Genomic DNA, 14,504 nt, shown 5'->3' on the forward strand with positions numbered 1-14,504 from the left:
GTGAGGCATCTGCTTACGGTTAGCGATTTGGATCGCGCTACTGCGACGGAGTTGCTGGACGAGGCCGAACGTTTCGAGCAGGCCCTCCTCGGCCGCGAGGTACACAAACTGCCGACCCTGCGCGGCCGCACCGTGATGACCGTCTTCTACGAGAACTCCACCCGCACCAGGGTCTCGTTCGAGGTCGCGGGCAAGTGGATGAGCGCCGACGTGATCAACGTCAGCGCCAGCAGCTCCTCGGTCTCCAAGGGCGAATCCCTGCGCGACACCGCGCTCACCCTGCACGCCGCGGGTGCCGACGCGCTGATCGTGCGGCACCCGGCTTCCGGTGCGGCACACCAGATCGCGCGCTGGCTGGACGCCTGGGCGGTCTCGTCCGGTCGCTCCGGCCCGGCCATCATCAACGCCGGCGACGGCACGCACGAGCACCCCACCCAGGCGCTGCTCGACGCGCTGACCCTGCGTCAGCGGCTCGGCGACATCGAGGGCAAGCGGGTCGTCATCGTCGGCGACATCCTGCACAGCCGGGTCGCCCGCTCGAACGTCTTCCTGCTGAACACGCTCGGCGCCGAGGTGGTGCTGGTCGCCCCGCGCACCCTGCTGCCGGTCGGCGTCGACGCCTGGCCGGCCCGGATCGCGCACTCGATGGACGCGGAATTGCCCGGCGCCGACGCGGTGATGATGCTGCGCGTGCAGGCCGAGCGGATGAACGGCGGCTTCTTCCCGTCGCCCCGCGAATACTCGATCAACTACGGACTGTCCGAACGCAGGCTCGCCCTGCTGTCCGAACACGCGGCGGTCCTGCATCCCGGCCCGATGCTGCGCGGCATGGAAATCGCCTCGCCGGTAGCCGATTCCGCGCAGGCCGCGATCTTGCAACAGGTGACGAACGGAGTACACATGCGCATGGCCGTCCTGTTCCGGCTGCTGGTCGGTACACAGGAGGCGGTGGCATGAGCGACATTCTGATCAAGGGCGCCCGGATCTACGGTGAGGGCGAACCGGTCGACGTGCTGATCGCCGACGGGGTGATCCGGGAGATCGGCGCCGGTCTCAGCGCCGACGACGCGGAGATCATCGACGCGCACGGCCAGATCCTGCTGCCCGGCTTCGTCGACCTGCACACGCACCTGCGCGAGCCCGGCCGGGAAGACACCGAGACCATCGAATCCGGTTCCGCCGCAGCCGCATTGGGCGGATACACGGCGGTGTTCGCGATGGCCAACACCAGCCCGGTCGCCGACTCGGTGGTCGTCACCGACCACGTGTGGCGGCGCGGGCAGGAGGTCGGCCTGGTCGATGTCTACCCGGTCGGCGCGGTCACCGTCGGTCTCGAAGGCAAGCAGCTCGCCGAAATGGGCACCATGGCAAGCGGTGTCGGCGCGGTGCGGATGTTCTCCGACGACGGCCATTGCGTCTACGACCCGCTGCTCATGCGCCGCGCGCTGGAATACGCGAACACCCTCGGCGTGCTCATCGCCCAGCACGCGGAGGAGCCCCGGCTCACCAAAGGCGCGGTCGCGCACGAGGGTCCGACCGCGGCCCGGCTCGGCCTGGCCGGCTGGCCGCGGGCCGCGGAGGAGTCCATCGTCGCCCGCGACGCCATCCTCGCCCGCGATGCCGGTGCGCGCGTGCACATCTGCCACGCGTCGACGGCCGGCACCGTCGAGCTGGTGAAATGGGCCAAGGCGCAAGGCATCTCGATCACCGCCGAGGTCACCCCGCATCACCTGCTGCTGGACGACTCGCGCCTGGAGACCTACGACGCGGTGAACAAGGTCAACCCGCCGCTGCGCGAGGCCTCCGACGCCGCCGCACTGCGCCAGGCCCTGGCCGACGGGATCATCGACTGCGTCGCCACCGACCACGCCCCGCACGCCGAACAGGACAAGTGCTGCGAATTCGCCGCGGCCCGCCCCGGCATGCTCGGCCTGGAGACCGCGCTGTCGATCATCGTGCAGACCATGGTCGAACCCGGCCTGCTGGACTGGCGCGGCGTCGCCCGGGTGATGAGCGAGCAGCCCGCCGCGATCGTCGGGCTCGACGAGCACGGCAGGCCGATCGAGGTCGGCGAGCCGGCGAACCTGACGCTGGTCGACCCCGAGGCAGGCTGGACGGTGCGCGCCAACGAGCTGGCCAGCATCTCGAACAACACGCCGTTCGAGGACATGACGTTCCCGGCCCGAGTGACAACGACGTTGCTCAGGGGCCGGGTAACCGCCCGCGAGGGCAAGGCCGGTGGGTAACCCCGCGGTGCGAGCGACGGGCACGGAGGCACAACAGGAGGGCCGTCACCGGTCGAGCTGCGGATGTAAAGGCGCACACGCAGGGCCCCGTGAGCGCCGCCGATTGGACACAGGAGGTCCGTAAGTGGAGAGAACGCTGTGGGTAATCGGGCTGGCCGCGCTGTTCGTCGTGTGCCTCTGGCTGATGTACCGGGGCTGGCAGAACCGGGCCGCGCGCCAAGCGGCCGGCATCGGTGAACTGCCGGTGGTGCCCGCCGACCTCGGCGCTCAGGTGCTCGAGCCGACCACCGGACTGTATCTCGGCAGCACCATGGCGCCCAGCTGGCAGGACCGGATCGCGGTGGGCGACTTGGGTTTCCGCGCTACGGCCGAACTCACGCGGTTCGAACGGGGAATCCTGCTCGAGCGCGACGGGGCGACGGTGATCTGGATCCCGCAGGAGTCCATCACCGCGGTGCGCACCGAGCGCGGGCATGCGGGCAAAGTAATGACAGAAGATGGTGTGCTGGTAGTTCGCTGGAAGCTGCCCACCGGGACCGAGATAGATACCGGTTTCCGGGGTGACGACAAGTCGGTGTACCCGGCTTGGACGCGGGGCCTCCAGGCGGACACCAGCACGACGACGGGAGACGACGAGGGATGACGGGACAAGACGCAGCTCTGGTGCTGGAGGACGGCCGGGTATTCCGCGGCTCGGCCTACGGCGCCGTGGGCCAGACGCTCGGTGAGGCGGTGTTCTGCACCGCGATGACCGGGTACCAGGAGACCCTCACCGACCCCAGCTACCACCGCCAGATCGTGGTCGCCGCGGCGCCGCAGATCGGCAACACCGGCTGGAACGACGAGGACGACGAGTCCGGCAAGATCTGGGTGGCCGGTTATGTGGTGCGCGATCCCGCGCGCCGCGCCTCCAACTGGCGCGCCACCGGCACGCTGCCCGAGGCGATGCAGCGCCAAGACATCGTCGGCATCGCGGGCATCGACACCCGCGCGCTGGTGCGCCACCTGCGCACCCGCGGCTCGATGAAGGCGGGCATCTTCTCCGGCGCGGCCCTGGCCGGCACCGACGAGCTGCTCGGCCGGGTCACCGGCCAGCCGTCCATGCTCGGCGCCGACCTGGCCGACGAGGTGAGCACCGACTCGGTCTACACCATCGAGCCCACCGGCGACCCCCGCTTCACCGTGGTCGCGGTCGACCTCGGCATCAAGACCAACACCCCGCGCATGTTCGCCGAGCGCGGCATGCGGGTGCACGTGGTCCCGTCGAACACCTCGATCGACCAGATCCTGGCGCTGAACCCGAACGGGGTCTTCCTGTCCAACGGCCCCGGCGACCCGGCCACCCAGGACGGCGCGGTCGCGCTGACCCAGGGTGTGCTCGAGCGCGGGCTGCCGCTGTTCGGCATCTGCTTCGGCAACCAGATCCTCGGCCGCGCGCTCGGCCGTAAGACGTACAAGATGAAGTTCGGTCACCGCGGCATCAACGTCCCGGTGATCGAGCACGGCACCGGCCGGATCGCGATCACCGCGCAGAACCACGGGTTCGCGCTGGAAGGCGAGCAGGGCGAGCAGTTCGACACCCCGTTCGGCAAGGCCGAGGTCAGCCACGTCTGCGCCAACGACGGCACGGTCGAGGGCGTGCGCCTGATCGACGGCCGCGCGTTCTCGGTGCAGTACCACCCGGAAGCCGCCGCCGGACCCCACGACGCTGCTTATCTCTTCGACCGTTTCGCCGGTCTCATGGAAGGAGCCTGATGCCCCGCCGCACCGATCTGAAGCACATCCTGGTGATCGGCTCGGGCCCGATCGTCATCGGCCAGGCCTGCGAGTTCGATTACTCCGGCACCCAGGCGTGCCGGGTCCTGCGGGCCGAGGGCCTGCGGGTTTCGCTGGTGAACTCCAACCCGGCGACCATCATGACCGACCCCGAGTTCGCCGACGCCACCTACGTGGAGCCGATCACGGCGGAGTTCGTCGAGAAGGTCATCGCCAAGGAGCGCCCGGACGCCATCCTGGCCACCCTCGGCGGGCAGACCGCGCTGAACACCGCGGTCGCGCTGCACGAGAACGGGGTGCTGGAGAAGTACAACGTCGAGATGATCGGCGCCGACTTCGACGCCATCCAGCGCGGTGAGGACCGGCAGAAGTTCAAGGACATCGTCGCCAAGGTCGGCGGCGAAAGTGCCCGCTCCCGCGTCTGTTACACGATGGACGAGGTCCGCGACACGGTTCGCGAGCTGGGTTTCCCTGTGGTGGTGCGGCCTTCGTTCACCATGGGCGGCCTCGGCTCCGGAATGGCCTACAACGACGAGGATCTCGATCGCATCGCCGGCGGCGGCCTGTCCGCCTCACCGACCGCGAACGTGCTCATCGAGGAATCCATCCTGGGCTGGAAGGAATTCGAGCTCGAGCTGATGCGCGACCGCAGCGACAACGTGGTCATCGTCTGCTCGATCGAGAACGTCGACCCGATGGGCGTGCACACCGGCGACTCGATGACCGTCGCCCCGGCGATGACGCTCACCGACCGCGAGTACCAGAAGATGCGCGACCTCGGCATCGCCATCCTGCGCGAGGTCGGCGTCGACACCGGCGGCTGCAACATCCAGTTCGCGGTGGACCCGGCCGACGGCCGCCTGATCGTCATCGAGATGAACCCGCGCGTCTCGCGCTCGTCCGCATTGGCTTCCAAGGCAACGGGTTTCCCGATCGCCAAGATCGCCGCCAAGCTGGCCATCGGCTACACGCTGGACGAGATCGTCAACGACATCACCAAGGAGACGCCGGCCTGCTTCGAGCCGACGCTGGACTACGTGGTGGTCAAGGCGCCGCGGTTCGCGTTCGAGAAGTTCCCCGGCGCCGACCCGACGCTGACCACCACGATGAAGTCGGTCGGCGAGGCAATGTCGCTGGGACGCAACTTCGCCGAGGCGCTCGGCAAGGTGCTGCGTTCGCTGGAGACGAAGGCGGCCGGCTTCTGGACCCAGGCCGACGGCAAATGGACCGACGTCGAAGCGATCCTGGAAGACCTGCGTACGCCCATCGAGGGCCGCATCTATCAGGTCGAGCGCGCGCTGCGGCTCGGCGCGAGCATCGAAGACGTCGCCGCCGCTTCGGGAATCGACCCGTGGTTCGTCGCCGAGGTCGCCGGTCTGGTGGAGCTGCGCCAGGAGATCATGGACGCGCCCGTGCTGGACGGAACGCTGCTGCGCCGGTCCAAGCACTACGGCCTGTCCGACGGTCAGATCGCCGCGCTGCGCCCGGAGTTGGCGGGGGAGACCGGGGTTCGCGCGCTGCGGCACCGGCTCAGCGTCCGCCCGGTGTTCAAGACGGTCGACACCTGCGCCGCCGAGTTCGAGGCCAAGACCCCGTACCACTACTCCACCTACGAGCTCGATCCCGCCGCGGAATCCGAGGTCGCCCCGCAGCGTGAGCGGGACAAGGTGATCATCCTGGGCTCCGGCCCGAACCGGATCGGCCAGGGCATCGAGTTCGACTACTCGTGTGTGCATGCGGCGCAGACGCTGTCGCAGGCCGGGTACGAGACGGTGATGGTCAACTGCAACCCGGAGACCGTCTCCACCGACTACGACACCGCCGACCGGCTCTACTTCGAGCCGCTCACCTTCGAGGACGTGCTCGAGGTGTTCCACGCGGAAAGCGAGTCCGGCAACGTCATCGGGGTCATCGTGCAGCTGGGCGGGCAGACCCCGCTCGGCCTGGCGCAGCGGCTCACCGACGCCGGCGTCCCGGTGGTCGGCACCAGCGCCGCCGCCATCGACCTGGCCGAGGACCGCGGCGAATTCGGCGACGTGCTGGTCGCGGCCGGGCTGCCCGCGCCGAAGTACGGCACCGCGACCACCTTCGCGCAGGCCAAGAAGATCGCCGCGAGCATCGGCTACCCGGTGCTGGTCCGCCCGTCCTACGTGCTCGGCGGGCGCGGCATGGAGATCGTCTATGACGAGAACTCGCTGGAGGGCTACATCTCCCGGGCCACCGAGCTCAGCCCCGAGCATCCGGTGCTGGTCGACCGGTTCCTGGAAGACGCCATCGAGATCGACGTCGACGCGCTGTGCGACGGCGACGAGGTCTACCTCGGCGGCGTGATGGAACACATCGAAGAGGCCGGCATCCACTCCGGCGACTCGGCCTGCGCGCTGCCGCCGATCACCCTGGGCCGCAGCGACATCGAGGCGGTGCGCCGCTCGACCGTCGCGCTGGCCAAGGGCATCGGGGTCAAGGGCCTGCTCAACGTGCAGTACGCGCTCAAGGACGACGTGCTGTACGTGCTCGAGGCGAATCCCCGGGCCAGCCGGACGGTTCCGTTCGTGTCCAAGGCCACCGCGGTGCCGCTGGCCAAGGCGGCCGCGCGAATCATGCTCGGCGCCACCATCGCCGACCTGCGCAAGGAAGGCATGCTGCCGGGCGAGGGCGACGGCGGGCACGTCCCGCTCGACGCTCCGGTCGCGGTGAAGGAGGCCGTGCTGCCGTTCCACCGGTTCCGCAAGGCCGACGGCACCGGCGTGGATTCGCTGCTCTCCCCGGAGATGAAGTCCACCGGCGAGGTGATGGGCATCGACGCCGACTTCGGCACCGCCTTCGCCAAGAGCCAGACCGCCGCCTACGGTTCGCTGCCCACCGAGGGCACCGTGTTCGTCTCGATCGCGAACCGGGACAAGCGCGCCATGGTCTTCCCGGTCAAGCGCCTGCACGACTTGGGCTTCCGCATCCTGGCCACCGAGGGCACGGCGGAGATGTTGCGCCGCAACGGGATTCCGTGCGAGCGGGTGCGCAAGCACTCGGAGCCGGAGTCGGTGGACGGCAACGGCGATGTGCCGCAGCCCACGATCGTCGAGCAGATCCGCGACGGCGAGATCGACATGGTGTTCAACACTCCGTACGGCAACTCGGGCCCGCGCGTGGACGGCTACGAAATCCGCAGTGCCGCGGTCGGTGTGAACATCCCGTGCATCACCACGGTGCAGGGCGCGGCCGCCGCGGTGCAGGGCATCGAGGCGAGCATCAACGGCGGGATCGGGGTGCGCTCGCTGCAAGAGCTGCACTCGGTGCTGCGTGGGTGAGCCGGACGGAGGCGACGGGATGAAGAGCTTCGGCGCTCGATTGCAGCACGCCATGGGGCATTTCGGCCCCGTGTGCGTGGGCATCGATCCGCATCCGGGCCTGCTGGAGTCGTGGGGCTTGACCGCCGACGCCGACGGCCTGGAGCAGTTCGCGGAGATCTGCGTCGAGGCGTTCGACGGCCGCGTCGCGCTGGTGAAGCCGCAGGTCGCGTTCTTCGAGACCTACGGCTCGGCCGGAATCGCGGTGCTGGAGCGCACGATCGAGGTGCTGCGCGCCTCGGGCACCCTGGTGCTCGCCGACGCCAAGCGCGGCGATATCGGCTCCACCATGGACGCCTACGCGCACGCCTGGCTCGGCGACGGGCCGCTCGGCGCGGACGCGGTGACGGTCTCGCCGTATCTCGGATTCGGTTCGCTGGCACCGGCTTTGGATCTGGCCGCGGCCAACCACCGGGGCGTGTTCGTGCTCGCGGCGACCTCGAATCCCGAAGGGGCGCAACTGCAACGGGTGGTCACCGGGGACGGCCGCAGCATCGCGCAAACGATGGTCGACCAGGCCGCCGCGGGCAATGCGGGCGCGGAATTCGGCTCGGTCGGCGTGGTGATCGGCGCGACCCTGACCGAGGCGCCGGACCTGTCCGCGCTCAACGGGCCGATCCTGATGCCCGGCGTCGGCGCCCAGGGCGGCGGCCCGGAAAACGTCCGTGACCTGGTCCCGGAGTCGATGCTGGCGGCCGCGATACCGACCGCTTCGCGCGAGGTGCTCCGTGCCGGGCCGGAGGTTCCGGCGCTGCGCGACAGCCTGAGCGAACTCCAGGAGACGTTCGCGTTCCTGCAGAAATAACGACCGAGACCGGCGCGAGCGCGCCGGTCTCGGGTCGTTTCCGGCCGCGTGTGCGGTCATGTGCACGCGTGCATGTGGCCCGTAGCGGGGCCTGGGTGCCCTGCTACGCCCGTTTCCCGGTCCGCAGGTGCAGCGGCATGGTCGACGGGCCCGGATCGGCGCAGAATCGCGATTTCATCAGTGCAGGTCGACAAACCCGGCGGTGCAGATCGACAATCGATCGGCCCCGGGTCGACCTGAATCGGTCGTTCGACCTGTTTGTGGTCCACGACACGCTGAAAGACAACGCGACACGCGGGAAATTCCGAGAAACTTCCTGGTCGGGCCGGGGTGGGTTTGCTGGCGGCACATGTCACGTCATAGCAACCCTCCCGCTAACCTGTGTCAATCATGAAAACTCCCTGCTGAGGAGGCATTTCGTGATTTCGGCGGTACGATCTGCGCAGCGACAGAGGAGCAGTGCGGATCGCGCCGCTCTCGCGTCTACGGCATCCGGAATCATGCGCTGACCTGGGGGGTGGGTTCGCAATCTGCGGATGCCGTGGGTACGGTCGCTGAGACTGCCGGGTTACCGGCAGGAGTTGATGCAATGAACGATGAGACGGAGGAACCGTGGCCCTTCCCCAGCTGACTGACGAGCAGCGCGCCGCTGCTTTGGAGAAGGCGGCTGCCGCTCGCCGCGCTCGGGCGGAGCTCAAGGAGCGCCTGAAGCGAGGCGGCACCAACCTGAAGCAGGTCCTCACCGATGCCGAATCCGATGAGATTCTCGGCAAGATGAAGGTGTCGGCGCTGCTGGAGGCCCTGCCGAAGGTGGGCAAGGTCAAGGCAGCCGAAATCATGAGTGAACTGGAGATCGCCCCCACCCGGCGTCTGCGCGGACTCGGCGATCGGCAGCGCAAGGCGCTGCTCGCCCGGTTCGACTTCGACGCCTGATAACGAGGGTGGTCGAACATACGCGGAAGGGTCGACTGGTAGTACTGGTCGGCCCCTCGGCCGTCGGAAAGTCGACCGTGGTCCGTTGTGTCCGCGAGCGACTGCCGCACCTGATCTTCAGTGTGTCGGCGACGACCCGGGCGCCTAGGCCCGGAGAAGTCGACGGTCTCGACTATCGATTCGTGTCCAGGGAAGAGTTCGACGCCATGATCACGGCGGGCGAACTACTCGAGTGGGCTGATATACACGGTGGTTTGCAACGTTCGGGCACCCCGGCCGCACCGGTACGGGCCGCCCTCGCAGAGGGTCTGCCCGTACTGGTCGAGGTCGATCTAGAAGGCGCGCGGTCGGTACGCAAGGCCATTCCGGAAGCGATCCTCGCCTTCCTCGCCCCGCCCAGCTGGGACGAACTGGTCTCCAGGCTCACCTCGCGCGGCACCGAATCACCGGAAGTGATCGAGCGCAGGCTGGAAACCGCCAGGACCGAATTGGCGGCCTGTGACGAGTTCGACATCGTCATCGTGAACGACGAGGTGACTACTGCCTGTGAGCAGTTGGTATCGTTGTTCGTTAGCACAAATTCGAGTTCATAACCTTCCACGCGCAGGAGCCCCCTCAGTGAGCAGTGCAGACAGCAAAGTCGTTCCCGCATACGACACCCCGATCGGCCTCACCAACCCCCCGATCGATGAGCTGCTGGAGCGCACCTCGTCCAAGTACGCCCTGGTCATCTACGCGGCCAAGCGGGCGCGTCAGATCAACGACTACTACAACCAGCTCGGCGACGGCATCCTCGAGTACGTCGGCCCGCTGGTCGAGCCGGGCCTGCAGGAAAAGCCCCTCTCGGTCGCCATGCGCGAGATCCACTCCGACCTGCTCGAGCACGCCGAAGGCGAGTAGTCGCCCGGGGCGCGTGCCGTGAGCGAGCGCAGCGAGAGAACCAAGAACACAGCCGCCGGTTGGCACAGTGGAGCCGAGCGTCAGCGAGGCGGAGCTGTGACAACAACTAGGCCGGAGGCGTAGTGACCACACGGATCGTCGTCGGTGTCGGCGGAGGGATCGCCGCCTACAAGGCCTGCTCGCTGGTCCGGCGGTTCACCGAGACCGGACACCAGGTCAGGGTGATCCCCACCGAGTCGGCGCTGCAATTCGTCGGTAAGGCGACCTTCGAGGCATTGTCCGGGAACCCGGTGCACACCGACGTGTTCACCGACGTGCCCGAGGTGCCGCATGTCCGGCTGGGCCAGGAGGCGGACCTCGTGGTCATCGCCCCGGCGACCGCCGACCTGATGGCGCGCGCGGCCCAGGGCCGCGCCGATGACCTGCTCACCGCCACCTTGCTGACGGCCCGATGTCCGATCCTGTTCGCGCCCGCGATGCACACCGAGATGTGGGAGCATCCGGCGACCGTCGCCAATGTCGCGACGCTGCGCGCGCACGGTGCGATCGTGATGGAACCCGCGTCGGGCCGGCTCACCGGCACCGATACCGGTCCCGGCCGGTTGCCCGAGCCCGAGGAGATCTTCGGCCTCGCGACGCTGCTGCTCGAACGCGCCGACGCCATACCGCGTGACCTCGAAGGTCGCCGGGTGGTCATCACCGCGGGCGGCACCAGGGAACCGCTGGATCCGGTGCGTTTCCTCGGCAACCGCAGCTCCGGCAAGCAGGGTTACGCCCTGGCCCGGGTCGCGGCCCAGCGCGGCGCGCACGTCACGCTCATCGCGGGCAACACGATCGAGATGGCCGCGCCCGCGGCCGTCGACCTGGTGCACATCACCACCGCCGAGCAGCTCAAGACCGCGGTCGACAAGCACGCCATCGGCGCGGACGCGGTGATCATGGCGGCGGCGGTGGCGGATTTCCGGCCCACCGACGTGGCCGCGGCCAAGATCAAGAAGGGCGCCGGCGAACCCGACGTCATCGCGCTGACCAAGACCACCGACATCCTGGCCGGTCTGGTGCAGCAGCGGCGCGACGGGCAGCTGGCCGGCACCGCGATCGTCGGCTTCGCCGCCGAGACCGGGGACGAGCACGGCGACGTGCTCACCTACGCGCGGGCCAAGCTGGCGCGCAAGGGCTGTGACCTGCTCGTGGTCAACGCGGTCGGCGAGGGCAAGGCGTTCGAGGTCGACACCAACAACGGCTGGCTGCTCGGTGCGGACGGTACCGAACAGTCGCTCGATCACGGGTCGAAGGCGTTGCTCGCCAGCCGGGTGCTCGACGCGCTCGGGCCGCTCTTGAGCTGAAATATATTGCGTGACTGGGATACTGACCCAGTAATCAACCATCGGTTCCGCGGTGCCCAGGGGGACTAATCGGACGAACTGTCTGAGATAGTGGTCTCTTGGCCCACGGGATGTCGGTGGTTTGCCATAGTCTGGAATGAAGGGTTGCGCGGTAACGGTCTCGCGTTACTGTCGCAAACCGAGACGAATACCCGTTGAGGGAGAGGGAACAACTGTGCGCACGTCCGGCAGCCGGCTATTCACCAGTGAGTCCGTGACCGAAGGTCACCCGGACAAGATCTGTGACGCCATCAGCGATTCCATCCTCGACGCGTTACTCACGGAAGACCCGCGCAGCCGCGTCGCCGTGGAAACCCTCGTGACGACCGGTCAGGTCCACGTCGCGGGTGAGGTCACCACCAGTGCCTACGCCGACATTCCCAAGATCGTCCGGGAAAAGGTCCTGGAAATCGGATACGACTCCTCGGCAAAGGGTTTCGACGGGAACTCCTGTGGCGTCAACATCGCGATCGGCGCGCAGTCGCCCGACATCGCGCAGGGCGTCGACACCTCGCACGAGGCGCGCGTCGGCGGGTCCGACGACGAGATCGAGAAGCAGGGCGCAGGCGATCAGGGCCTGATGTTCGGCTACGCGACCACCGACACCCCCGAGCTCATGCCGCTGCCGATCGCGCTCGCGCACCGGCTCTCGCGCCGGCTCACCGAGGTGCGCAAGTCCGGCGTGCTGCCGTACCTGCGGCCCGACGGCAAGACCCAGGTCACCATCGAATACGAGGGTGACCGCCCGGTCCGGCTCGACACCGTGGTCATCTCCACCCAGCACGCCGCCGACATCGACCTGGACAACCTGCTCGCGCCGGACATCCGGGAAAAGGTCGTCGAGGCCGTCATCGCCGATCTCGAGCTGCCCTCGCTGGACACCTCGAACATCCGGCTGCTGGTCAACCCGACCGGCAAGTTCGTGCTCGGCGGCCCGATGGGTGACGCGGGCCTGACCGGACGCAAGATCATCGTCGACACCTACGGCGGCATGGCCCGCCACGGTGGCGGCGCGTTCTCCGGTAAGGATCCGTCGAAGGTGGACCGCTCGGCCGCGTACGCCATGCGCTGGGTCGCCAAGAACGTCGTCGCGGCCGGCCTGTCCGAGCGCGTCGAGGTCCAGGTGGCCTACGCGATCGGCAAGTCCGCACCGGTCGGCCTGTTCGTGGAGACCTTCGGCACCGAGAAGGTCGACCCGGCCCGCATCTCCGCCGCCATCTCCGAGGTCTTCGACCTGCGCCCCGGCGCGATCATCCGCGACCTCGACCTGCTGCGCCCGATCTACGCACCGACCGCCGCGTACGGCCACTTCGGCCGCACCGACGTCGACCTGCCTTGGGAGCACACGGATCGCGCGGACAAGTTGCGCGCCGCAGTCGGCCTGTAGGCCCGACCACACCGAGTGAAAAAACCCGCGGCGGGCACCCCCGCCATACCGGGGGTCCCGCCCGCGGGCCCCGCAGCCGTGGAGCACCCGATAGCTCGGGTGCTCCCGTTGCTGTCTCCGGCCCACCTGGACCGCGACTTCGATTACCTGGTGCCGCCCGAGCTGGATGCGATCGCGCAGCCCGGCGTGCGGGTGCGCGTCCGGTTCGCGGGTCGTCTGGTCGACGGGTATCTGCTCGAGCGCCTCACGCACAGTGAGCACAGCGGCAAGCTGGTGAAACTCGAGCGAGTCGTCTCCGCCGAGCAGGTACTGACGCCTGAGATCGTTAAGCTAGCCACCGCGGTGGCTGCTCGTTACGCCGGAACTCGTGCCGATGTGCTGCGACTGGCTATCCCGCCGCGGCATGCGCGGACGGAGACCGGTGGGGCGAAGAAGAAGTCCGCCGAAGGCGATGCGGAAGACGAGGACTCGACGGAGGAGACTTCGGCCGCGCCGAGTCCGGCAAAGCGGAAAAAAGGCGCGACCGTTAACGCTCCACTGCGGGTCGAGCCACCATCTGCGGCCGATTCCGCTGGCGTCGAAGCCGATTCGGCACCGCCCGACTCGGGCCCCGAACCAGCTACAACGGGCCCTGCTGCGGCACAACATGTCTCAACCACGCCGCACGGCGTAAGTGCGCCGGCAAACCCGGCGAAATCGGCATTCTCGACCGCAGATTCCACTGAATCCGACACTGACTCAGTCGGACTCGATCCGACAATCGATAGAGAGTCGTCCGTTTCTGGCGGAGCGCTAGCGGCGGATTCCGAAGTGCCACAATCTGACTCGCCTGCATCATCCGACACAAACAGTGCCGACCAGTCGGGCCGGTCGCCGGACACATTGTATTCGAATGCCGATTCCGTTGGTGGCGACGTCGATTCAGCGACGCAGCGACGTGTAGTTGACGAGAGTCTTGCCAAAGACGCTGTATCTGACGCAGCAGATCCCGCTGCGGCGCAGGCCGACTCGGTGAAAGTACCAGGTAGAGATAGCGCCGACCAGTCGATCCCATTGCCTGACTCGTCGTCTCCGGATATCGATTCCATTGATATCGACACAGATTCGGTGCCGCCTGGTCGTGCAGTCGATGAGAGTCTCACCACAAACACTGCGGCGGATACTTCGAATCCAGCAGAGGTGCAAGAGAACACATCCGCGTCATCCACCGACTCATCAGGTCGCCCGAAGCCAGCGCCTTCGACTGCCGAGGCAGATTCGGTCCCCGCCGATCCGGCGGCCGCGGCGAACAGTGCGACACGCGTGGGCGAGGAGCGGCTCCTCGCCGAGTCTGAGGGAGCACCGGGTCGGTCGGCAGCCGCGGGAGGTGAGACGCCAGGCTCGGAGTCGCCGCCGGACTCGAGTGTGGCAGCGGGTGCAGCCGATAGGGTGCGCGGCGCGGAAGCGGGCGCGGCGCCTGTCATCGGGTCTCCGGTTGGTGGCGCGGGCTCGTCGGCGTCGGTCTCGCGGTCGGCCGTAAGCCGGGGTCAGACGGCAGCCGGGGGAGATGGGACGCCAGGCTCGGAGTCGCCGCCGGACTTGAGCGGAGCGGCAGGTGCAGCCGATAGGGCGCGCGGCGCGGGCTCGTCGGCGTCGGTCTTGCAGTCGGCCGTAAGCCGGGGTCAGGCGGCAGCCGCGGGGGATGGGGCGCAAGCGTCGGAGTCGGCGGCGGGCGGGAGCCGGGCCGGC

Annotated in this window: 11 protein-coding genes and 1 pseudogene; all 12 read left to right on the forward strand. The window is 68.3% G+C overall.

Annotation, left to right across the window (positions count from 1 at the left end; all coding sequences use genetic code 11):
* Positions 1-957, forward strand: a complete 957-nt coding sequence (locus F3087_RS33840) for an aspartate carbamoyltransferase catalytic subunit (RefSeq protein WP_150406176.1) — start codon at positions 1-3, stop codon at positions 955-957.
* Entirely contained in the window at positions 954-2,246 is a 1,293-nt protein-coding gene (locus tag F3087_RS33845; RefSeq protein ID WP_150406177.1) for a dihydroorotase, read from the forward strand. Before F3087_RS33840 ends, F3087_RS33845 begins: the two co-directional genes overlap by 4 nt.
* A gap of 124 nt (positions 2,247-2,370) precedes the next feature.
* Entirely contained in the window at positions 2,371-2,889 is a 519-nt protein-coding gene (locus F3087_RS33850) for a PH-like domain-containing protein (protein WP_150406178.1), read from the forward strand.
* The gene (gene carA / locus F3087_RS33855) at positions 2,886-4,001 is read left to right on the forward strand and encodes a glutamine-hydrolyzing carbamoyl-phosphate synthase small subunit (RefSeq protein ID WP_150406179.1); all 1,116 of its coding nucleotides are present in this window, start codon (positions 2,886-2,888) and stop codon (positions 3,999-4,001) included. The genes F3087_RS33850 and carA overlap by 4 nt, the downstream gene beginning before the upstream one ends.
* Complete coding sequence (gene carB, locus F3087_RS33860; protein ID WP_150406180.1) at positions 4,001-7,327, forward strand: carbamoyl-phosphate synthase large subunit; 3,327 nt, start codon at positions 4,001-4,003, stop codon at positions 7,325-7,327. Before carA ends, carB begins: the two co-directional genes overlap by 1 nt.
* 19 nt (positions 7,328-7,346) lie before the next feature.
* Positions 7,347-8,171 carry an orotidine-5'-phosphate decarboxylase gene (pyrF, locus tag F3087_RS33865; RefSeq protein WP_150406181.1) on the forward strand — a complete coding sequence of 275 codons (825 nt, stop codon included), beginning with the start codon at positions 7,347-7,349 and terminating at the stop codon, positions 8,169-8,171.
* A gap of 612 nt (positions 8,172-8,783) precedes the next feature.
* Positions 8,784-9,104 carry an integration host factor, actinobacterial type gene (gene mihF, locus F3087_RS33870; protein ID WP_014986450.1) on the forward strand — a complete coding sequence of 107 codons (321 nt, stop codon included), beginning with the start codon at positions 8,784-8,786 and terminating at the stop codon, positions 9,102-9,104.
* An 8-nt stretch (positions 9,105-9,112) separates the two neighbouring features.
* Positions 9,113-9,697, forward strand: coding sequence for a guanylate kinase (gmk, locus tag F3087_RS33875; protein ID WP_150406182.1), 585 nt, complete (start codon positions 9,113-9,115; stop codon positions 9,695-9,697).
* Between the two features lie 25 nt (positions 9,698-9,722).
* Positions 9,723-10,004 carry a DNA-directed RNA polymerase subunit omega gene (gene rpoZ / locus F3087_RS33880; protein ID WP_150406183.1) on the forward strand — a complete coding sequence of 94 codons (282 nt, stop codon included), beginning with the start codon at positions 9,723-9,725 and terminating at the stop codon, positions 10,002-10,004.
* A 122-nt stretch (positions 10,005-10,126) separates the two neighbouring features.
* Complete coding sequence (gene coaBC, locus F3087_RS33885; protein WP_150406184.1) at positions 10,127-11,350, forward strand: bifunctional phosphopantothenoylcysteine decarboxylase/phosphopantothenate--cysteine ligase CoaBC; 1,224 nt, start codon at positions 10,127-10,129, stop codon at positions 11,348-11,350.
* Positions 11,351-11,564: 214 nt separating this feature from the next.
* Positions 11,565-12,776: a methionine adenosyltransferase gene (gene metK, locus F3087_RS33890; protein WP_150406185.1), complete on the forward strand. Its 1,212-nt coding sequence runs from the start codon at positions 11,565-11,567 to the stop codon at positions 12,774-12,776.
* A 45-nt stretch (positions 12,777-12,821) separates the two neighbouring features.
* Positions 12,822-13,193, forward strand: a pseudogene (locus tag F3087_RS46880) (primosomal protein N' family DNA-binding protein); the annotation flags it as partial.
* Between the last annotated feature and the right edge of the window lie 1,311 nt (positions 13,194-14,504).

The organism is Nocardia colli (genome assembly GCF_008704205.1).
GTDB classification, from domain to species: Bacteria; Actinomycetota; Actinomycetes; order Mycobacteriales; family Mycobacteriaceae; genus Nocardia; species Nocardia colli.

What these genes read in the sequence shown, in the direction of transcription:
- carA (WP_150406179.1), top strand. Translation starts at nt 2,886, where the DNA reads ATGACGGGACAAGACGCAGCTCTGGTGCTGGAGGACGGCCGGGTATTC.
- F3087_RS33845 (WP_150406177.1), top strand. Translation starts at nt 954, where the DNA reads ATGAGCGACATTCTGATCAAGGGCGCCCGGATCTACGGTGAGGGCGAA.
- carB (WP_150406180.1), top strand. Translation starts at nt 4,001, where the DNA reads ATGCCCCGCCGCACCGATCTGAAGCACATCCTGGTGATCGGCTCGGGC.
- pyrF (WP_150406181.1), top strand. Translation starts at nt 7,347, where the DNA reads ATGAAGAGCTTCGGCGCTCGATTGCAGCACGCCATGGGGCATTTCGGC.